Genomic DNA, 20,773 nt, shown 5'->3' with positions numbered 1-20,773 from the left:
CGGGGCGCGGCGTTCAAATTGTCTGCTGGTGTGACGTCAGCCAGCCGCTTGCATCTGCCGCACGGTCTCGCCGTAGCCGCCCGCCTGCACATATGCCCGTTCCGGGCTGGTGCTGGCACGGTGCAGCGCCTCGTTGCGGTAGGGGAAGCGGCCGAACTGGCGGATCACTTCGCGGTGGGCGCGCGCATGCAGCAGGTTGCTGCCGCCGCTCTCCGGCATCCGCTCAATCATCAGCCGGATACAGCGTTCCTGGTCGCACAGGTTTTCCGAATGCATCAGCGGCAGGTAAAAGAACTGCCGGGCCGGCTCATCGATCTTGAGGTCCCAGTTCTTGTTGATCGCGATCTTCGCCGCCGACAGCGCGGCGCGGTCAGAGGCAAAGGCCCGGGCATCGCCGCGGAACATGTTGCGCGGGAACTGGTCCATCAGGATGATATAGGCCAGCGTGCCGCTCGGGTAGGTGAGCCAGAAGGAGAACCTGCCTTCGCAGGCCGCCTCCCATGTGGTTTGGAACTTTTCGCGGATCTCCTGATCCAGCGCGTCATCCTGCAGATACCATCCCTTCTCCCCGACTTTGTCGAGCCAGAATGCAAGTATCTCTTCGGGACCAGCCATCGGTCGTAACTCCAAGTTTCTCCTGACCTTAACTTCAGGCCAATTTACATACCGTTTACAAGTAACCTTGGGTCACAAGTTGTATCAGACAAGCCCTCTGTGTGAAATAATCCTCACAATTCCGGCTGGTTAGCGCAATCAGACTGTTTCTTGGGCAGTTTCTTGCTCTTCCAGCTCGCTCTCGATGGCGTATTCCTGGGCAAATTCCACCGCCACCGGCGACACCGCCGGCGACATCACCGCGTAGCTGCCGGTCTCGCCCACAGGGGTCGACGCACGCTGGGTTGCACGATAGGCGGCGTAGGCAGCCATCGAGAACATCAGCGCGCCGATGAAGGTAAAGAAGCCGGCCGGCCCGAACACCGCATCCTCCATCAGCCAGCCGGTGATCAGCGGCCCGGCGATGGCTCCGAGCCCGTTGATGAACACCAGTCCGCCCGATGCGGCCGCCATGTCGTCATGCTCCAGGTAGTCGTTGGTATAGGCGATCAGCAGCGAATAGAGCGGATTCGACAAACCGCCGATGAAGAAGGCCGCGACCAGGAGCATCTTGAACTCCATTCCGAACAGGAAGCCGATCACCGCGCCGCCGCCGCCCACCAGGGCGACAAACAGAATCAGAACCCGGCGGTCCATGCGGTCCGACAGCCAGCCCAGCGGATACTGCAGCAGCATCGCCCCCACATAGAAAGCGGAGACGAAGATCGACAGCTGCGTCAGGGTCAGCCCGGCGGCAGAGCCGTAAACCGCGCTCATGCCGAACTGGGCCGAGAACACGCCACCCAGCAGGAACATGCCGATACAGCCCAGCGGCGAGGTCTCAAACAGCTGGCGCAAGGTCATCGGCTTGGTGGTGTCAAAGGCCGGGGTCGGCGAAATCGACAGCAGGATCGGCCCGAAGGAGACCGAAACCAGGATCGACGCAATGATGAAGGCCTCATAGCCGGCCGGATCGCCGACCTGGATCAGCCCCTGTGCCGTGATGATGCCAATGGTCTGCACGATCATGTACAGCGAAAGCGCCTTGCCGCGGTTGGTGTTGTCGGCGGCGTTGTTCAGCCAGCTCTCGGCGGTTACATACACGCCGGAGAAGCAGAAACCGATGATCATCCGCCCCAGCGCCCAGGCGACGGTGTTGGGCAGCAGCGGATAGAGGATCATCACCGCCGAGATGAAGGAGGCCAGCGCCGCAAAGACGCGCACATGGCCGACCCGCCGGATCATCTCCGGCGCCAGCCGCGAGCCGCCCAGGAAGCCAACGAAATAGGCCGCCATCACGATCGACATCTGGAAGGTGGAGAAGCCCTCCAGCTCGCCGCGCACCCCCAGCATGGTGCCCTGCAGGCCGTTGCCCACCATCAGCAAGCAAACCCCCAACAGCAGCGCCCATGCGCTCGACAGCACCTGCAGCATTTCATGCCTCCTTCGAAAGCAAAGCAGCCCTCCACAACGGGACGGGCTGCCTTCACCTTTGATTGTTATGTCCGGGCGATCAAGCCCGCCGGGCCGGTATCGCCGATTCCGGTTTCAGTTTGATGACCCCGTTCGCGAAATCAGGGCCCGTAGTTGCGGCGCTTGTCTATGATTTTCCGCCGCATTTCTGAGATGTATTCGTCTAAGCCGGGATCAAAAGCGACGCATCGCCGTATGAGAAGAACCTGTAGCGGTTATCAACCGCGTGCGCATAGATGCGCCGGATCTCCTCCTGCCCCATCAGCGCGGAAACAAGCATCAAAAGCGTCGATTTCGGCAGGTGGAAATTGGTCATCAGCGCGTCCGCCACCTGGAATTCGAACCCGGGATAGATGAAGATATCGGTGTCGCCTTCCCACGGGTGGATCTGCCCGTCCTTCGCGGCGCTCTCGATCAGCCGCAACGCCGTGGTGCCGACCGGAATCACCCGTCCGCCCGCCGCCTTGGTCGCCGCGATCTGTGCCGCGGCATCTTCACTCACCTTACCCCATTCCGCGTGCATCCGGTGGGTGGTCACATCCTCCACCTTCACTGGCAGGAACGTGCCCGCGCCCACATGCAGCGTGACATAGGAAATCTCAACGCCGCGGTCCTTCAGTGCCGCCAGCAGCGGCGCATCGAAATGCAGGGAGGCCGTCGGCGCCGCCACCGCGCCGGAGTTCTTGGCCCAGACGGTCTGGTAATCGGTCTTGTCCTGCTCATCCGCTGCGCGCTTGGCGGCGATATAGGGCGGCAGCGGCATCGCGCCGGCATCGGCCAGCGCCGCGTCGAAATCGGTGCCGCTCAGGTTGAAGCGCAGAACGCCCTGGCCGTCCCCGATGGTTTCCAGCTTGGCACTGAGGTCATCGGAGAAGACGATCTCCTCGCCCGCCTTGATTTTCTTCAAGGGCTTCAGCAGCGCCGCCCAGCTGCCATCGGCGCGCGGCTCCAGCAGGGTCGCCTCAATCTTTGCCGCCACCGGGCCTTGCGCGCTGTCGCGGTGGCGCAGCCCGCTCAGGCGTGCCGGGATCACCTTGGTGTCATTCAGCACCAGCCGGTCGCCGGGCTGCAGCCAGTTCACCAGATCGGTCACCTGGCCGTCATGCAGATCACCTCCCTCGGCCACCAGCAGGCGGGCCGAGCTGCGCGGATTGGCAGGCCGGGTGGCAATCAGATGGTCAGGCAGGTCGAAGTCGAAATCGCTGAGTTTCATGGCGCGCGCTATAGGATGTGCTGCAGGGGAAATCTATGGCGATTTTCACCCGCCGCCAAGTTTACTTGTCGCCGCCCCGCGGGGTCCGGACCTGTTCCTCGCCCTCTTCCAGCTCCTGTCCGTCCGCGGAGAACGCCCTGTTGTCCCCCGGCACTTTCGGTGCCGGGCCGCGGAAAATCTCGCGCAGGAACCCAGGCGCCAGACCGGCCAGCGGGTTGACCGAGACCGACGGGTTTTCAGCGGTGCCGCGCAGGGTGAAGGTAAAGCCGAACAGCCCCTCGCCGTCCCTGGGCGACAGCACCCGCCCGATGGCATTCAGCAGGTAAACGGGAGAAATCACCCCGCGCATGTTCAGCCGGCTGCTGTTCAGGTTGTAGTTGCCGTCCAGCGACAGCCCCATCGACGGGCCCACCGCGCTGCTCTGATGCAGGATCAGATGCGAATCCCCCAGCCGGAACCGCCCCTCCATGCTGGTGAACAGAATGCCCTGGCCGGTCATCTCATCCAGCAGGCCCACCAGGCTGATCGCATTCAGGATCGCCGCCATCGACGGCGCGTTCCGCACCCGGATGTTGCGGACATTGACCTTGCCGTCATATTCGCCTGGCGCACCGGCTGCCGGAACCAGTGTCATGTCAAAGCGGCCGCCGCGGCCATGCTCGAACACCCCGGCGGAGCGGAACACCCCGCCCGCGTCATTGGATCGGATGCGCGAGGCGGTGCCGCCGTTCTGCGGCACCACGGTGCCGGCCACCGGCGTCTGGCCGTTGAGCCGTGCAGTGAACTCCCCGTTCATGCCGCCGCGGGTGGAAAACCGCCCCTGGAAATTCCGCAGCCCGATGCTGTCGGTCACCTGCAGGTTCTGCAGCCTGAGCGTGATCGGCACATCGCCGCCGCTGCTGCTGCCGCCGCCACCGCCGCTCGCCGTGTCCGCAAACGGCGAGCGGTTCAGGTCCAGCCGCCCGCCGGTCACCTCAATCGCCGGCGCCGCGGCGCCGCGGCCGCTGAAGGTCACCGCGCCCTGGAACCAATTGCCCGCGCGGGCCGAAGAGAATACCGCCTGATCCAGACCGCCGCTTTTGTGCGTGGTCACCCGTCCCGTGGCAGACAGCCCGGGCGCCTGCAGCTCTAGCCGGTCCACCGTGGCGCTTTCGCCCAGGGTGGCCGTCAGCGACAGCTTGCCACTTGCGGCTTCTGCCTTGCGCCAGCTGATTTCCGGAATCCTGAGGCCCGCGCCCTTCAGATCCGCCTCCAGTTCCAGCCGCGGCGCCGCGCCCGGTTTCAGGTCCACCGCATAGCGCCCCTGGGTTTTGCCGAAGACCGAGCCGCGCGGCAGGCCTATGTTGAAGGCTTCCACCGCCGCCGCCGACAGTTCGATCGTTCCCTCGACCCGACTGTCCGGCGCGGCATCCTTGCCGATCTTCTGCTGCCAGCTTGCGCTCAGCGGAACCCCGGACAGGCTGCCATTGCCGCTGATCCGCACCTGCCCCTGGTCGCCTTCAACCTGCAACAGCGGTGCTGCTGCAACATGGCCCGGCACCAGCTTGTCCGACTGCACGCTGCGCGCCGTGCCGCGGTAGTGGTAGAGAATTTTCTCCACCGGCACCTCTTTCTGCAGCGGGAGCGACAGGGTTCCGGTGGCCTCCACCTGCCCCTCCGCCAGATCCACCGGCAGGCTGGCCTTGTCCATCACCCTGAGCGGCTCCCGGTTCAAGAGCGACAGCGCCGCCGTGGCAGAGCCGCGCGCCTTGATCCGGGCAATCCCCGGCGTGCCGTCCTTGGCCGACACATCCGGAATGATAAAGGACGTGCCGGCCACCTCGACCTCGCCGCCCTGGTCCGCGGTGACGGTTCCGCCGGAGGCGGTGACCACAAATCTCCGCCCGTAAAGGCTCAGCTGGCCGGAGCCATTCCGCACCGGCGGCATGAATTTCTGAAACAGCACCTCGGCGCCTTCAAAGGCCAGATCCAGGCTGACAAAGGGCTTGCCGCTGCCGCGCCCGCGCATGTGAAACCCGACGTCGCGCACCAGCCCGGCATAGAGGTTCTCCCGCACCCACTCCCGCGGCTTGGGTGCCAGCACCGACGGCCACAGCTCCTTGACCCGCTCCGCGCGCACCTGGTCGACGCTGCCGTTCAGGTCGTAGTCCCAGCCCTCCGGCCCGGCGCCGACCGTGCCGTCAAAATGAATGCGGCTGTCCCCGTCGCGCACCAGCATCTCGCCCAGCCGCAGCCGGAACGGTTTCAGCCGCAGATCGAAGTCGGCATCCACCGCGGGAAACTTCACCGGGGTTTCGAACAGGCGGCGCGGGTTCAGTTCCAGATCGGTGAACCGCAGCTGCCCGACCAGACCGGCCAGCTGGCCGTTCTCGATCCCGGCCAGGCTGGCCTGCCCCTGCATCACCCCGGAGCCCCAGCCGCTTTGCACGGCAAGTTCTGAAAACGCCAGCACCTGGCGGGCCGGATCATAGGTGAAATAGCTGCGCGCGCCGGTGATCGGCACCGGGCGGGTCTGCGCGGCCGGCTGGATCACCCCCTCGCCGATGCGCAGGCTGGCCTGCACCGGCTGCACCGTACCGTCCCCGCCGACACCGCCGCGCAGCGAACCGGAAATCGGCGCCTGCAGCACCCCCAGCCAGCCAAGCGCAGGGCTTTGAACCGCGATGTCTTCGCTTGCGATATCCGACACCAGCACGCCGAACTCCGCCTCAGGGCTGCCGATCTCTGAGGCGTAGCTGGCCTCAACCGTGCCCACATCGCCGCGTCCGCTGAGAACCGAGAACACCGCCGACAGCGACACTGAACCGCCCTGCCGCTGCAGCCCGATCCGGCCGCCGTCCAGGGTCCAGCCGCGGCCCAGCCGGTCATCGGTGTAAGACAGCGTCAATTCGCTGGTCTCGATGCTGGTCAGCGCCGACAGAACCGGTTTCTGCAACTGGCTGTCCCATTGCTCGATCAGTTCCACCAGCGTGCGCGCCTGCCGCGACGGCGCGGCGCCGCTGGCAAAACTCAGCGCCAGGCTGCCGTCCTCGTTGCGCCGCAGCGCCGCAAACAGCCCGCTCAGCGCGATCCGCTTGGGCTGGATCCGCCCCCGCAGCAACGGCCGCATCGCCAGGCTCGCCTGAGCATCCGCAAGCTGGGCAAAGACGCTGCCGTCCGGGTGCCGCAGCACCACGTCCCGCAGGCTCACCCGCGGCCGCCAGCCCTTGTTCACCACCACATGAATGGCGCCGAATTCGATCTGCAGCCCGTTCAGATGCCGCTCGATCCGGCTTTCCACCCGGCCGCGCACCCAGTCCGGCGCATCCAGCCTTGTGCCGATCCCGAAATAGACCGCGCCGGCGCCCAGGAAGGACAGCAGCGCCAGCACCCAGACCAGCCCGCGCAGCAGCCGCCAGCGGCGCCGGCGCCGCGGCGCGGCCTGCGCTTCCGGTTCCGGCACGGGGCCGGGAACAGGCACCGCCTCGGCGGCGGCGCGGTTATTCTCGCCGGCGGGTTTGATCTCAGCTTTCCCTTCGCTGCTCATGGGTTATGGTCGCCGCGCAGTGATTTGCGCAACAGACAGGAGACAGGCCAATGCTCGACGTTTCAGATCCCGCCCCTTCCTTTACCCTGCCCCGCGGCGGCGGCGGAGAGGTCACTTTGTCCAGTCTCGCGGGCGCGCCCGTGGTGCTGTTCTTCTACCCCCGCGATAATACCCCTGGCTGCACCAAAGAATCCATCGCCTTTTCAGAGGCTTTGCAGGCCTTCGCCGATGTCGGCGCTCACGTTTTCGGGATTTCCAAGGACAGCCTCAAGAAGCATGAGAATTTCACCGCCAAACACGGGCTGACCACGCCGCTTCTGTCGGATGCGGACAGCACCGTCTGCGAGGACTACGGCGTCTGGAAGGAAAAGAGCATGTACGGCAAGAAGCACTGGGGCATCGAACGCTCCACCTTTCTGATCGGTGCCGATGGAAAGATTGCCCGCGTCTGGCGCAAGGTGAAAGTCGACGGCCACGCGGAGGAAGTGCTGGAAGCGGTCCGCGCCCTGTAACCCAGGCACTCCCGCCAGCCCTGCCCGCGCCCTGACGGGCACGGCCGCGGCTGTTGGGCCCGGCGCCGCCCTTTGGGGCGGCGCGCAGCGCGCGGCACGCGCGCTGCCATGCCCAAGCCGGCCAGGGCGATCAGCCTGCTGATCACCCGCAGGCGCGGGAGCCCCCGTTTTCCGCTCTGGACTCCGCTGCACAAATCAGGTGAACCCGGGACCGCGAGCCCGCCGCAACAGGAGACCCGGATGACCGATCAGCCCCTTTCGCTTGCCGAACGCGCCGCCGAGGTGCTGACCACCGCCGACGGCCGTGCCAAGACCGCCCTGTCGCGCCGCCATGCCGCCGCGTGGTTCGCCAGCCGCACCGGCGAGGGGCCGGAAATCCCTGTCGGCACCGCCAGCCCGCCGCTGCACCCGGCCCGGCCGCAGGAACCCGAACTGCTGAACCCGCGCGATGTGCCCAAGCGCAAGCCCGGCTCGGAGGCCGGCCGCATCGCGCTTCTGCACGCAGTCGCCCATATCGAGCTCAACGCCGTGGACCTGCACTGGGACATCATCGCGCGGTTTTCCCATGTTCCGATGCCGCTCGGGTTCTTCGACGACTGGGTTAAAGCCGCGGATGAAGAATCCAAGCATTTCAACCTGATGTGCGACTGTCTTGAGGCGCTCGGCAGCCATTACGGCGCCCTGCCTGCCCATGCCGGCATGTGGCGCGCCGCCGAGGACACGGCGGACGATCTGATGGGCCGCCTCGCCGTGGTGCCGATGGTGCTGGAGGCCCGCGGCCTCGACGTGACCCCCGGCATGATCGGGATTTTCCGCAAGGCAAACCTGAACCAGGCGGTGGAGGCGCTTGAGCTGATCTATGCCGAGGAGGTCAGCCATGTCGCCTATGGCTCCAAATGGTTCAACTTCCTCTGCGGCCGGGACAACCTGGACCCCAAGGAAGAGTTCCATGCGCTGGTGCGCAAATACTTCCGCGGCGCCCTGAAACCGCCCTTCAACGAGGAAAAGCGCGCCGATGCCGGCCTGCCGCCGGATTTCTACTGGCCGCTGGCGGATCAGGTGAAACCGCTGCCGGGCTGGTGACCCCGGCGGAACGGCGCCCCGCCCGCAGCCTTTACCTGAAGGCCGCGGAGGCGTAGAATGGGAGGCCCGGGAACCGGGTTGACCCCATGTTCGAAAACGACTTTCCATTGCTGAGCACAGCCAGCCTTGTCGCCCTGATCATGCACAAGGCCGGCACCGGTCCGGTCACGCTGGAGAGCTGCGAAACCGCCCTTGCCGCCCTGTTCCAGCAGGCCAACGAGGTTCCCGGCCTGCCGCCGGAGGAACTGCGCGAGCGGCTCGCGGGCCATCTGTCCGACCTGGAGACCGCCTGCATTCTGGAACCGGTGCCGGACGGCGGCTGGCAGCTGACCCGCCGCGGCCGCCGGGCGCTGGAGCAGCACCCCGAGGGCCTCGACCAGACCGATCTTGCCCGCTACCCGGAATTTGCCGCCCACCTGCGCGACACCGCCCACCAGCCCTGCGGCATGGATCCGCGCGGCGAGCATTTCGACGAGGGGTTCCGCGCGTGCATGAACGGCCAGCCCTTCACCGCCAACCCCTATGCCTTCGACAACGCCGACCACCAGGCCTGGGAGAGCGGCTGGACCGAGGCGAAGGAGGAACGGCGGAGAGAACAGCTGCGCTGATCCCGCCTTTTCCTGCCGCATGCGCCTTGCCGGGGGCGCCCGGCAGGCCCGGCGCTCGGCAGGTTTCCGCCGATCCCTTCCCCCAGACCGCCGCTGCCCGCACCAATGGGTCAACAGGCTTGCCCAATCGGCCCGCCCTGTCTATTGACTTCGCCCAAGGTCCCGGAACCGCCCTGCGGTGCCGTCGCGGGACCGGACGACGGACAGACAGGGAAGACACATTGCGCACACGGCTCGCGATCAGAATCCACAGCTTTCTCGAACGCCGCTTCCCGGAGCGGCGGGTGTTCCTGAAGTCCGATACCGACACGCGCTTTATCCGTCTGCGCTCGGAAACCCAGCTGATCGCCGTGGCCGGCGTCACCCTGTTTGTGGCCTGGTCGATTGTCGCCACCGCCATCGTGCTGATGGACAGCATCGGCTCCGGCAACTTCCGCGAGCTGGCCAAGCGCGATCAGCAGACCTACCGCGCCCGCCTCAACGCGATTTCCGATGAACGCGACGCCCGCGCCGAAGAGGCGCTGGCCGCGCAGGAACGCTTCAACGCCGCGCTGGCGCAGATCTCCGTCATGCAGTCGGAACTGCTGGCCTCGGAAACCCGCCGCCGCGAGCTGGAAACCGGCATCGAGGTGATCCAGACCACACTGCGCGACACCATGAGCCAGCGCGACGGCGCCCGCAAGGCCCTGGCGCAGCTGAAGGAAGAGACCGAGGGCGGCGCCAGCCCGCATGCTGTGATGGCTAGCGCCGAGGCGCAGATGGACCTGCTGGCGGATGTGCTGGCCGACACCGCCAACGAACGCGACCGGATCCAGGCTGACGCCCGGGGCGCATTGGAGCAGCGCGACGAGCTGGAGCTGGAACTACAGCTGATGAATGAGCGCAACAGCCAGATCTTCCGCCAGCTGGAAGAGGCGGTCGCGGTTTCCGTCACTCCGCTCGACAAGATGTTCCGCAACGCCGGCATGCCGCCCGACCGCATCCTCGAACAGGTGCGCCGCGGCTACAACGGCCAGGGCGGCCCGCTGGAGCCGCTGGCGATGTCCACCCGCGGTGAGGAGCCCAGCCCGGAAGCGTTGCGCGCCAATGCAATCCTGGCCAAGCTGGACCAGTTGAACCTCTACCGGCTGGCCGCCGAACAGGCGCCGTTTGCCACGCCGGTGAACCTCGGCCATGTGCGCCAGACCTCCGGTTTCGGCTACCGCCGCGACCCGAAAACCGGCGGCCGCCGCCTGCACAAGGGCTCCGATTTCGCCGGCAGCACCGGCACCGATATCTTTGCCACCGCCGACGGCGTCGTCACCCATGCCGGCTGGCAATCCGGCTACGGCAAGATGGTCACCATCCGCCACGCCTTCGGCATCGAAACCAGATATGCCCATAACTCCAGGATCCGCGTGACAAAGGGCCAAAGGGTCTCGCGCGGGGATCACATTGCTGATATGGGTAACACCGGACGGTCCACCGGGACCCACCTCCATTACGAGGTCAGGGTCAACGGGCAAGCTGTTAACCCCATGATCTACATCAAGGCTGCGAGAAATGTTTTCTAAGAGCAAAATCAACGAGCCCGGGCCGAAGCAGGCCGAAGCAACCCCGGCACCCGCGGCAGCCCCGGCAGCTGCGCCGGCCGCCAGCGACTACACCTCCAGCATGCCCAAGGCCAAGCCCGCCGCATCGCTGCTGAGCTCTGACCTGCACATCACCGGCAACGTCAAGACCACCGGCGACATCCAGGTCGAAGGCACCGTCGAGGGCGACATCCGCGCGCATCTGCTGACCGTTGGCGAAACCGCCACCATCAAGGGCGAAATCACCGCCGATGACGTGGTCATCAACGGCCGCATCGTCGGCCGCGTGCGCGGCCTCAAGGTGCGCCTGACCTCCACCGCGCGGGTCGAGGGCGACATCATCCACAAGACCATCGCGATCGAAAGCGGCGCCCATTTCGAAGGCTCCGTGCAGCGCCAGGACGACCCGCTGAACCCGGGCGGCCGCAAGTCCGCCCCGGCTGCAGCCGCAGCACCGGCCGCAGCCGCAGCGCCGGCGCCGTCGGCCGCAGTGCAGGCCGCCACCAAGGCACATAAGGCAGAAAGCTGAGCCGCCGTCCGGCAGGCCCTCAGCACGGCCGGGTCTGACAGGGACCTCCAGAACGCCGCAGGGAAAACCCTGCGGCGTTTTCTGTTCGGGGTGTAACACCCGCAGAAGCTGCAAAAACATCACGTTTACCTTACGGTAAGAAATTCCCTGCCTTGAAATCCGGCCAACGGTCCGGCATCAGACCTCTGAATTGCATTCTCTTTCCGGGTTACAACCCAAACATAATTCAGACCAAGAGGCTGTCTCCATGGCGACTTTTACCGTTAATGACTCCAGCTACAGCTGGGATGTCGGCGATCTTCAGACCTACCGGATCTACAACGCCTCCGCGAGCACTGTTAACAGCAATGTTGTTGTGCTGAACGGCACTAACTATGCCGGACAGTCATTCACCGCGACCGTCACTGGCAGCTTCAGTGTCTTTGGCACATCGGTCTACGGAAGCGTCAACGGAATCACCTTCACCATCGGCGGATCGCAGGTCTACTCGGCCACCGGAATGGATGTCTCCTTTTCCACCTACTCCGGCTCCAGCAACTCTTCCTTTACAAGTGCTGCAACGAGCGGCAACGACCTGTTTTCCATCAACTCCACCCGCGGCAGCACCTGGTCGCTTGGAGCAGGCAACGACACCATCAATTCGGGCAGCGGCAACGATTACATTTACGGCGGCTCCGGCACCGACCGGCTGATAGTTGATGGCAACTATGGCGGCGCCAGCTTCTCCTCCAGCTACGGCTACGTAATCCTTGACGGCCCCGACGGCCGCGATAGCCTCGACCTTGTTGAACTCGCGCAATTCAACAACCTCACCGTAGCTCTGAAGGCCGGAGAATCCTCTGCCGACACCCTGAACGGCAATACGGTTTCCGCATCCCGCCACGACGTTCTGCTTGGCGGCGGCGGCAACGACACCCTCAACGGCTACTCGGGCCGCGACCTGCTGAATGGGGAAACAGGCAACGATCTGATCCGCGGCCACAGCGGCAACGACACTCTCCTGGGCGGCGACGGCGGCGACACGCTGGTGGGGGGCTATGACGCCGACCTCCTCAAAGGGGGAGAAGGCAACGACGTCCTGAAAGGGAATCAAGGCAACGACATGCTGCGCGGCGGCGGCGGCAACGACAATCTGCAAGGCCAGGCCGGCAAAGATCACCTAACCGGCGATGATGGTGATGACCGGCTTCTGGGCGGGGCCCACAATGACACCCTGAATGGCGGCGATGGCCGGGACACGCTTATAGGCGGCAACCATGACGACAGAATCCTTGGCGGCAACGGCAACGACTGGATCCATGGCGGCGACGGCAACGACACGCTCATGGGGCAAGGCGGCGCTGACACGCTGATCGGCCAGAGAGGCGATGACTTGCTGATCGGCAGCGGTGGCGCCGACGTGTTTGTGTTCCACCGCAACTATGGCAATGACACCATCGGCAGTTTCGCGGCCGGCCAGGACATCATCCGTATCGGCAGCGGCGCCTCCAGCATGAGCGACCTCGACTTCCAGCGCCAGGGCGATGACGTTCTGATCTCCTTTGACAATGTGACCATTCTAGTAGAGGACATCACTGTCGCACAGCTGCAGGACTCGGACAACTTCCTGTTCTAACTGGGGGTTCACCTGAAATCTCGTTAAGGCGCGCCCTGCCCGGCGCGCCTTTTTCATTTCAGCATCCAAGTGCCGTCCGGCCAGAAGGCGTGAAAGGCAAAGGCGAACATCACGTCATGGGCCACGTCGCGCCCCTGCGCGTCGCGCACCCGGACGCTGCCGATGTCGCGCCCCTGCGCCAGCCTGCGCGTGTCCAGCGCCGAGGCCTGGCCTGCCCGCCAGCTCAGCACCAGACCGGCCTCGCGGATCTCGTCTTCCCGGGCCAACCGGGCCAGCGGCCAGGCGCGGCTGCCCACCCGCACCACCCGCGCCATCGGTGCCAGCCCGTGCGGCGGCGGGCTGCCGTCATAGAGGAACGGCCATTTCGCGGTATCATAGCCGCGGTAGGGGTTACGCCCGTAATCCCGGTTCCAGCCCGGCTCTGCCATCACCAGCCCGTCCGGGTTGCGCGCTGTGAACTCCTGCCAGCTCTCAACCCAGCTCGGCAGCGTTTTCAGCCTGGTGCCGGTCATCCGCCCGACGATGCCGGTACCGGTCGCCTGCTGCCACCAGCTCTGGCTCTCGCGGTCATACATCACCATGTCGGAAAACCGCAGCTTGCCGCTGACGCCAAAGCTCAACGTGCCTGCAGACGTGCGCCGGTCAAATGTCACCGCGGAATTGCACAACGGGCAATAGGTCACCGCCACCGGCACCCCGGCAACAACATCGTTCACGATCTCATGCCAGGTCAGGTAGCGCAGTGGATAGGCCCGCGGTTTGGTCCCTTCCATCTGCAGCGTGATCACCGGCTCCCGCGGTTTCAGCCGCCTTGCCTTGGTGGCCTCCACAAACCTCGGCACATCCAGCGCCGGGATCGCGTCCTTGCCCACCCCGCCAGAGCGGATCTGGCGCCACTCCGGCACGCTGGTGCGGCTGAAATCGGTCTGCGGCCACTCCCGCTGCCAGACCTGCGGATCGGCGGCAGCACCCGACGGCAGCAGCAGCGCCAGACACAACAAAACACCTTTGAACATGATCAAACGCCTCCTGCCCCAGTAAACGGCGGCAGAGCGGCGCAGAACAGAGGGCGGCACGGGCTTGTGACCTGCCGTTAGCGCCTGGCAAAAGCAAAGGCCCGCCCCCGGAATGCCGGGCGCGGGCCTCATTCTTTCGGACAACCGGACCCGATTACTCGGTCACGGTCACCTTTGTCATCGCGTCGGGCTGGCCGATTACCGACCCATTCTGCCCTGCGCCGCGCTTGATCGCGTCGACCACGTCCATGCCCTCGGTCACCTTGCCGACAACCGTGTACTGGCCGTTCAGGAAATGGCCCGCATCGAACATGATGAAGAACTGCGAGTTGGCGCTGTTCGGGCTTTGCGAGCGCGCCATGCCGACCACGCCGCGGTCAAAAGGCAGGTCGGAGAACTCGGCCGGCAGGTCCGGTCGGTCAGAGCCGCCGCGCCCGGCATAGCTCATGTCGCCGCCGATGCGGCCGAACTCCACGTCGCCGGTCTGCGCCATGAAGCCTTCGATCACCCGGTGGAACACCACCCCGTCATACTGGCCTTCAGCAGCCAGCGCGGTGATCTGCTCCACATGCTTGGGCGCCACGTCCTCAAAGAGGTCGATCTTGATAATGCCGTTGGCTTCGCCCTCGACCTGGATCTCCAGGCCGGAGGCAAAGGCAGGCCCTGCCGCCAGCAGGGCCACCAGCGAAAGCGCCTTACGCATCCGCAGCAACCTTGACGGAGATCATCCGGTCCGGGTTCGCAGGCGGCTCACCGCGGGTGATGGCGTCCACATGCTCCATGCCTTCGATGACACGGCCATAAACGGTGTACTGGCCGTTCAGGAAGTGGTTGTCCTTGAAGTTGATGAAGAACTGCGAGTTGGCGGAGTTCGGGTTCTGCGAGCGTGCCGCGCCCAGGGTGCCGCGGTCATGCGGCAGCTTGGAGAACTCGGCCGGCAGATCCGGCAGGCTGGAGCCGCCGGTGCCCGCCATGCGGATGTTGAAGCCGTCTTCCATGTCGCCGTTGGCCACATCGCCGGTCTGCGCCATGAAACCGTCGATCACGCGGTGGAAGCAGACGTTGTCATATTCGCCGCCGCGGGCCAGTTCCTTCATCCGCTCGGAATGCTTCGGCGCCACGTCGGGCAGCAGTTCAATCACCACATTGCCGTCTTTCAGCTCGATGATGATGGTGTTTTCGGGATCTTTGATCTCGGCCATGTGGCCCTCCTGTCGTCGAAATTTGCAACGATAGTTAAGGCCAGCGCCCGGAAATGCCAAGGGAGCATTGACTGATGCGCAAAAACCCCCGAAACAGCCCGCGGATTTGACTGCACTTTCACCATAAGGGGTCTCGAAAGATGGGCTGGAAAACACTCGACGACATGGATCTGAACGGCAAGCGCGTGCTGGTGCGCGTGGATATCAACGTGCCGATCGTCGACGGCGTGGTGACCGACTCCACCCGCATCCGCCGCATCGCCCCCACCGTGCGCGATATTCTGGCGGCCGGCGGCAAGCCGATCCTGCTGGCCCACTTCGGCCGCCCCGGCGGCGAGCGCCGCGAGAACCTGTCGCTGAACCAGCTGGTGCCGACGCTGGAGCGCGCCTTTGAAACCAAGGTGCTGTTTGCCGCCGATTGCGTGGGCGCCGGGGCTGAGGCCGCCGCGGATGCGCTGCAGCCTGGCGAAGTGCTGCTGCTGGAAAACACCCGCTTCCACGCCGCGGAAACCAAGAACGATCCCGATCTGGCCGCCGGCATGGCGCGCCTGGGCGAGGTCTACTGCAATGACGCCTTCTCCGCCGCCCACCGCGCCCATTCCTCGACCGAGGCTCTGGCCCGCCTGCTGCCCGCCTGCGCGGGCCGCCTGATGCAGGCAGAACTAGAAGCGCTGGAAAGCGCGCTCGGCCAGCCGCAGCGCCCGGTGACCGCCGTGGTCGGCGGCGCCAAGGTCTCCACCAAGCTGGAACTCTTGGGCAACCTGATCGAGAAAGTCGACCACCTGGTGATCGGCGGCGGCATGGCCAATACCTTCCTGGTGGCCAAGGGCCTGCCGGTCGGCATCTCGCTGGCCGAACGCATCATGAAGGACACCGCCGCCGAAATCCTTGCCAAGGCCGAGGCCGCGGGCTGCGAGATCATCCTGCCCTCCGACATCGTGGTCGCCAAGAAGTTCGAATCCAACGCTCCGCACGAAGTCCTGCCAGCCGATCAATGCCCCGAGGACGGCATGATCCTGGACGCAGGCCCGGAAAGCGTCGCCCGCATTATCGAGGTCTTTGCCAACAGCAAGACCCTGATCTGGAACGGCCCGCTGGGCGCGTTTGAGCTGGAACCGTTTGACGCCGCCACCAACGCCGCAGCCCTCAAGGCCGCCGCAATGACCCGTTCCGGCCAGCTGATTTCGGTTGCCGGCGGCGGTGACACCGTGGCAGCCCTGAACGCCTCGGGTGCTGCCGGCGACTTCACCTATATCTCCACCGCCGGCGGCGCCTTCCTGGAATGGATGGAAGGCAAAGTGCTGCCCGGCGTTGCAGCGCTGGACCAGTAACCCTCACGCAACCACGCATGACCGCGCCCCGGCCTCACCGCCGGGGCGTTTTCTTTGTCACGGGACAATAAAGCTTTTGCCGCGAGTCACCGCCTGCCCCTAGCGTCTTCCGCAGATATCCGGAACAGGGAGGCACAGGGATGTTTCAGGAGCGCATGACCCGCCTGCGGCAGAAGATGGCAGAGGCCGAAGTTGGCGTTGCCCTGATCACCGACGACGACAGCGTCTATTACCTGACCGGCTACTACGACTACCTGCATATGGAGTTCGGCCGCCCCACCATCCTGGTGGTTCCCTGCGACGGCCCTTCCCTGCTGATCACCCCGATGATCGACGTGGTGATGGCTGAGGAGGTTGCGCAGGTGGACCGCATCGCTGCCTGGAACGACGGCGACGGCGCTGAATGGCGCGCTGAACTTCCAGCCACCTTGGCAGGCGCCGCCCGCATCGCGGTTGAACCGGACCACATGCCGCCAATGGTGCGCGCCTGTGTGAATGAGCTGGCGGGCAGCACGGAGATCACCAGCATCACCCCGGCACTGTCGGACCTCAGGATGATCAAATCAGCCGAGGAACTGCAGCTCGCGCGCCACGCAGGCCAGGTCGCCGGCGCCATGATGGCCGCAGGCCGCGGCGCCATTGCCGCCGGTGTGCCGGAATACGAGGTCGCCATCGCCACCTCCCAGGCCGGCACCCGCACCGCGGCGGAACTGCTCAGCACGTATTACAGCGATGCCAACATGTCCCCCAGCACCCATTTCCTGCAGATCATGGCCTCAGGCCGGGACATCACCAAGACCCACCACCGCGCCTCCACCCGCATCATGCAGCAGGGCGAGCCGGTGTTCCTGTGTTTCTGCGGCATGACCAATTTCCACCGCTTCAAGCTTGGCTTCGACCGCACCTTCTGGATCGGCGAAGCGGACCCGGAACAGGCCCGCATCTACGAGGTGGCGGTGGCCAGCCAGAAGGCCGCGCTGGATGTCCTTGGCCCCGGCGTCGAGGCGCAGGAGGTGCACCGCGCCTATGCCGAAGCGATCCAGGACGCGGGCTTCAGCTACCCGTTCCGCTGCGGCCGTGCCACCGGTTTCAGCTTCCTCGAGCGCCCGCAGCTGGTCACCGGCGACACCACGGTACTGCAGCCCGGCATGGTGTTCGCCGTCGACGGCTCCGTCTCGACGGACAGCTTCCGCGCCCAGGTCGGCGACAGCTTCATCATCACCCAGGATGGCTACGAGCAGATCACTTCCCATCCCAAGGCGCTGGAGGACGTCATCCTCTGACGCCTTCCGTCGCTTAGCATCTTCCGCAAATTTTCCCAGCTTTGGACAGATTTAGGATTCCCAAGAAGATTCGCTTGTGGCATGCTGAATATAGACGCCGGCAAACGGCGCAAAACATATCAAGAGCAGTAACATACAGGCACCTCCAAAGTGACCCGAAGCACACGGCCGTCCCTCGGCGCCATCGCCTTTTTTGCCATCGCCTTCGCGCTCAGCGCGTATTTTACCTTCGCGGCGGTGCAGGGCGACTTCGGGCTGTTCAGACGGGTTGAGATCCAGGCCGAAGCGGAAGAACTTCAGCAGGATCTCAGCCGCCTCCAGTCCCGCATCAGCGAGATGGAGAATCTGACCCGTCGCCTGTCCGACGATTACCTCGACCTCGACCTCCTCGACGAACAGGCACGCACGGTTCTCGGTCTCGTCCGCGCGGACGAGATCGTGATCCGCTGATCCGCGGCCGCCGGCCGCACAGCCGCCAGCAGCAAGACGTTCAAAGCAGGCGGGCCGATATCCCGCCATCAACGGAGACCGGGCCGCCGGTCACAAAGCTTGCCCTGTCCGACAGCAGAAACATTGCAGACTGGGCAATCTCCTTAGGCTCCGCCATCCGCTTGAGCGGGTGCAGACCCGCGATGAACTCATGCACCGCAGGATCGTCCCCAGCCATGTCCGTCTTGGTGCCCCCCGGCAGAATCGTACTCACCCGGATCCCCTCAGCCGCATGGTCTGAGGCCAGCGATCGGGTCAGCCCCAGCAACCCGGCCTTTGACGCTGCATAGGCGGCCATGCCCGGCATGCCGCCGTTGCTGACGCCAACAAAGGTTCCCGTAAAGACAATTGATCCGCCGCCCCGCCTTTGCAGCGCAGGGATCTGGGCTCTGGCAGAGAGAAATGCGCTGGTCAGGTTGGTTTCCAGGACGGATTGCCAATTGCCGGGCTCCATTTCCGCAATGGGGCCCACGTCGCCCATCATGCCCGCATTGTTGAACGCGCTGTCAAGGCCGCCAAAGCGTTCCTCAGCCAATGCGACAAGAGCCTCGGCATAAGACCCCTCACGCACATCCCCGGCCAGGAAAACGGCGTTCCCGTTGCTTTGCCCGATCTGCCCGGCAATGGATTTCAGCCGTGCCTCCCTGCGCGCGCCCAGCACCACATTTGCCCCCTCGGCGGCAAACAACAGCGCCGCGGCCGCGCCGATCCCGCTGCTCGCCCCGCTGATGATGATTGTCTTGTCCTTCAGTTCCATGGTCATGCCTTTCGCTTTTTTGCACGCCAATCAGCAAAAAAGGAAAACCTGTGCGCGGCGACCCGTTTCTTGCGCTTGCCGCGCACCCCGGAAAGGAAGGCGCAAGATCCGGGCCGGCGGGGCAGCGCCAAACAGACCCGCCCTGCCCCCTCACCAGCCCCGCAAGCGTTGCATTTTTGCGCGTCCGTCGGCGGATCTTTACCCCGCGTCCGCCCCGCGTCAGAATAGCACTATTCAGCCGCGGCAAAACCCGCTATGAATTTGTTTAACACTAAACTATCTAGCCTTCAGGGGGAGCTGACCACCATGGCCGCTAGAAAAAGCGCAAAGAAACCAAACGTTTCTGCCGAAGAACTGACAAAACACTACCGCGAGATGCTGCTGATCCGCCGATTCGAAGAGAAATCCGGCCAGCTTTACGGCATGGGCCTGATCGGGGGCTTCTGCCACCTGTACATCGGCCAGGAAGCGGTTGTCGTCGGTCTTGAGGCGGCAGCAGAGGAAGGCGACAAGCGCGTCACCTCCTACCGCGACCACGGCCATATGCTGGCCTGCGGCATGGACCCGGACGGGGTGATGGCCGAGCTCACCGGCCGCGAGGGCGGCTACTCCAAGGGCAAGGGCGGCTCCATGCACATGTTCTCGAAAGAGAAGCATTTCTACGGCGGCCACGGCATCGTCGGCGCCCAGGTGCCGATCGGCGCCGGCCTCGCCTTTGCCGACAAATACAAGGGCAACGGCCGCGTGACCTTCGCCTATTTCGGCGACGGCGCCGCCAACCAGGGCCAGGTCTACGAGACCTTCAACATGGCCGCCCTGTGGAAGCTGCCGGTGGTCTTCGTGATCGAGAACAACCAGTACGCCATGGGCACCGCCCAGCAGCGCTCCACCTCCAGCGCCGAGATTTGGGAACGCGGCAAGGCCTTCGGCATCCCGGGCGAAGCGGTGGACGGCATGAACGTCCTCAGCGTCAAGGAGGCCGGCGAGCGCGCCGTGGCCCACTGCCGCAGCGGCGACGGCCCCTATATCCTGGAGGTCAAGACCTACCGCTACCGCGGCCACTCGATGTCGGACCCGGCCAAGTACCGCACCCGCGAAGAGGTCCAGAAGATGCGCGAGGAGCGCGACCCGATCGAGCAGGTCCGCGAGATGCTGCTGACCGGCAAGCACGCCACCGAAGAGGATCTCAAGGCGATCGACAAGGAGATCAAGGAGATCGTCAACAAATCCGCAGAATTCGCCAAGGAGAGCCCCGAACCGGCTCTCGAAGAGCTGTGGACCGACATCTACGACGAGGCGTGACCGATGCCTCATTTTGAAATTCACGCAAGCGACGTAGAGCAGGCCAAGGCCTTCTACACCGGCCTGCTCGGCTGGAGCTTCGACCCGATGCCCGGCGGCGAAGACGTCGGCTATCACCTGATCGAAGGCAACCAGATCGGCATGGGCCTCGGCCTCACCGGCGGTCTGATGCAGCGCCTAGGCGATGCACCGGATGCAGGCAGCCCGGTGCGCGGCGGCACCATGACCTTTGAGGTCACGGACTGCGACGAACGTTACGCCTGGGCGCTGGCCAACGGCGGCGCCGAGGCACTGCCGCCAACCGACTACCCCGGCATCGGCCGCTGCGCCTATGTGGAAGACGGACAAGGAAACATCGTCGGGATGATCACCCCGGCCCCGGAGGGAAACTGAGACATGGCAACTGAAATTCTGATGCCCGCCCTGTCGCCGACCATGGAGGAAGGCACCCTGGCCAAATGGCTGGTCAAGGAAGGCGATACCGTGAATTCCGGCGACATCCTCGCCGAGATCGAAACCGACAAGGCAACGATGGAATTCGAAGCCGTCGACGAGGGCACCGTCGGCAAGATCCTGATCGGCGAAGGCACCGAAGGCGTCAAGGTCAACACCCCGATCGCGGTGCTGGTCGAAGACGGCGAAAGCTACGACGCCTCCGCCGCCCCTGCC

20 protein-coding genes are annotated in these 20,773 nt (G+C 65.0%); 12 read left to right on the top strand and 8 right to left on the bottom strand.

Features of this window, described 5'->3' with window-relative positions:
* Positions 1–36: 36 nt before the first annotated feature.
* From AB1A62_RS16655 to AB1A62_RS16640, 4 genes are all read right to left on the bottom strand, one after another.
* Complete coding sequence (locus AB1A62_RS16655) at positions 37–615, bottom strand: DUF924 family protein (protein ID WP_366662587.1); 579 nt, start codon at positions 613–615, stop codon at positions 37–39.
* A gap of 138 nt (positions 616–753) precedes the next feature.
* Positions 754–2,028, bottom strand: a complete 1,275-nt coding sequence (locus AB1A62_RS16650; protein ID WP_366662586.1) for an MFS transporter — start codon at positions 2,026–2,028, stop codon at positions 754–756.
* 202 nt (positions 2,029–2,230) lie between these two features.
* Positions 2,231–3,280 carry a tRNA preQ1(34) S-adenosylmethionine ribosyltransferase-isomerase QueA gene (queA, locus tag AB1A62_RS16645; RefSeq protein ID WP_366662585.1) on the bottom strand — a complete coding sequence of 350 codons (1,050 nt, stop codon included), beginning with the start codon at positions 3,278–3,280 and terminating at the stop codon, positions 2,231–2,233.
* Positions 3,281–3,341: 61 nt separating this feature from the next.
* Positions 3,342–6,806 (bottom strand): AsmA-like C-terminal region-containing protein, encoded by a 3,465-nt coding sequence (locus AB1A62_RS16640; protein WP_366662584.1) that lies wholly within the window; start codon positions 6,804–6,806, stop codon positions 3,342–3,344.
* A gap of 50 nt (positions 6,807–6,856) precedes the next feature.
* On the opposite strand from AB1A62_RS16640, the gene AB1A62_RS16635 reads away from it, so the two are divergent.
* The 6 genes from AB1A62_RS16635 to AB1A62_RS16610 all read left to right on the top strand — a co-directional run bounded on the left by AB1A62_RS16635 (position 6,857) and on the right by AB1A62_RS16610 (position 12,724).
* The gene (locus AB1A62_RS16635; protein ID WP_366662582.1) at positions 6,857–7,318 is read left to right on the top strand and encodes a peroxiredoxin; all 462 of its coding nucleotides are present in this window, start codon (positions 6,857–6,859) and stop codon (positions 7,316–7,318) included.
* Between the two features lie 240 nt (positions 7,319–7,558).
* On the top strand, positions 7,559–8,401 hold the full coding sequence (locus AB1A62_RS16630) for a ferritin-like domain-containing protein (RefSeq protein WP_366662581.1): 843 nt from the start codon (positions 7,559–7,561) through the stop codon (positions 8,399–8,401).
* A gap of 86 nt (positions 8,402–8,487) precedes the next feature.
* Positions 8,488–9,009, top strand: a complete 522-nt coding sequence (locus AB1A62_RS16625; RefSeq protein WP_366662580.1) for a hypothetical protein — start codon at positions 8,488–8,490, stop codon at positions 9,007–9,009.
* A gap of 221 nt (positions 9,010–9,230) precedes the next feature.
* Positions 9,231–10,562 carry a M23 family metallopeptidase gene (locus AB1A62_RS16620; RefSeq protein WP_366662579.1) on the top strand — a complete coding sequence of 444 codons (1,332 nt, stop codon included), beginning with the start codon at positions 9,231–9,233 and terminating at the stop codon, positions 10,560–10,562.
* A complete protein-coding gene (locus AB1A62_RS16615; protein ID WP_366662578.1) occupies positions 10,552–11,109 on the top strand; it encodes a polymer-forming cytoskeletal protein in 558 nt (185 codons plus the stop codon). Before AB1A62_RS16620 ends, AB1A62_RS16615 begins: the two co-directional genes overlap by 11 nt.
* 247 nt (positions 11,110–11,356) lie before the next feature.
* Positions 11,357–12,724: a calcium-binding protein gene (locus AB1A62_RS16610; protein ID WP_366662577.1), complete on the top strand. Its 1,368-nt coding sequence runs from the start codon at positions 11,357–11,359 to the stop codon at positions 12,722–12,724.
* A 53-nt stretch (positions 12,725–12,777) separates the two neighbouring features.
* Here AB1A62_RS16610 and AB1A62_RS16605 read toward each other — a convergent pair whose 3' ends face one another.
* From AB1A62_RS16605 to AB1A62_RS16595, 3 genes are all read right to left on the bottom strand, one after another.
* Positions 12,778–13,740 (bottom strand): DUF3179 domain-containing protein, encoded by a 963-nt coding sequence (locus AB1A62_RS16605; protein WP_366662576.1) that lies wholly within the window; start codon positions 13,738–13,740, stop codon positions 12,778–12,780.
* A 154-nt stretch (positions 13,741–13,894) separates the two neighbouring features.
* Positions 13,895–14,443 carry a peptidylprolyl isomerase gene (locus AB1A62_RS16600; RefSeq protein WP_366662575.1) on the bottom strand — a complete coding sequence of 183 codons (549 nt, stop codon included), beginning with the start codon at positions 14,441–14,443 and terminating at the stop codon, positions 13,895–13,897.
* Positions 14,436–14,942, bottom strand: a complete 507-nt coding sequence (locus AB1A62_RS16595; protein ID WP_019296866.1) for a peptidylprolyl isomerase — start codon at positions 14,940–14,942, stop codon at positions 14,436–14,438. Before AB1A62_RS16595 ends, AB1A62_RS16600 begins: the two co-directional genes overlap by 8 nt.
* A 140-nt stretch (positions 14,943–15,082) precedes the next feature.
* On the opposite strand from AB1A62_RS16595, the gene AB1A62_RS16590 reads away from it, so the two are divergent.
* The 3 genes from AB1A62_RS16590 to AB1A62_RS16580 all read left to right on the top strand — a co-directional run bounded on the left by AB1A62_RS16590 (position 15,083) and on the right by AB1A62_RS16580 (position 18,006).
* Positions 15,083–16,273, top strand: a complete 1,191-nt coding sequence (locus tag AB1A62_RS16590; protein WP_366662574.1) for a phosphoglycerate kinase — start codon at positions 15,083–15,085, stop codon at positions 16,271–16,273.
* Between the two features lie 155 nt (positions 16,274–16,428).
* Positions 16,429–17,556 carry a Xaa-Pro peptidase family protein gene (locus AB1A62_RS16585; RefSeq protein WP_366662573.1) on the top strand — a complete coding sequence of 376 codons (1,128 nt, stop codon included), beginning with the start codon at positions 16,429–16,431 and terminating at the stop codon, positions 17,554–17,556.
* Positions 17,557–17,706: 150 nt separating this feature from the next.
* Positions 17,707–18,006 carry a septum formation initiator family protein gene (locus AB1A62_RS16580; protein ID WP_366662572.1) on the top strand — a complete coding sequence of 100 codons (300 nt, stop codon included), beginning with the start codon at positions 17,707–17,709 and terminating at the stop codon, positions 18,004–18,006.
* 40 nt (positions 18,007–18,046) lie between these two features.
* Here AB1A62_RS16580 and AB1A62_RS16575 read toward each other — a convergent pair whose 3' ends face one another.
* On the bottom strand, positions 18,047–18,802 hold the full coding sequence (locus AB1A62_RS16575) for an SDR family oxidoreductase (RefSeq protein WP_366662649.1): 756 nt from the start codon (positions 18,800–18,802) through the stop codon (positions 18,047–18,049).
* Between the two features lie 306 nt (positions 18,803–19,108).
* Between AB1A62_RS16575 and pdhA the strand changes: the two genes are divergently transcribed.
* The 3 genes from pdhA to AB1A62_RS16560 all read left to right on the top strand — a co-directional run.
* Entirely contained in the window at positions 19,109–20,104 is a 996-nt protein-coding gene (gene pdhA, locus AB1A62_RS16570; RefSeq protein ID WP_366662571.1) for a pyruvate dehydrogenase (acetyl-transferring) E1 component subunit alpha, read from the top strand.
* 3 nt (positions 20,105–20,107) lie between these two features.
* On the top strand, positions 20,108–20,497 hold the full coding sequence (locus AB1A62_RS16565) for a VOC family protein (RefSeq protein WP_366662570.1): 390 nt from the start codon (positions 20,108–20,110) through the stop codon (positions 20,495–20,497).
* A gap of 3 nt (positions 20,498–20,500) precedes the next feature.
* The coding region (locus AB1A62_RS16560; protein WP_366662569.1) for a biotin/lipoyl-containing protein at positions 20,501–20,773 on the top strand (273 nt) is incomplete at its 3' end.

Source organism: Leisingera sp. JC11 (genome assembly GCF_040704725.1).
GTDB lineage: Bacteria > Pseudomonadota > Alphaproteobacteria > Rhodobacterales > Rhodobacteraceae > Leisingera.
Note: the sequence above shows the minus strand (reverse complement) of the source record. Positions and strands in the feature narration are given on the sequence as shown.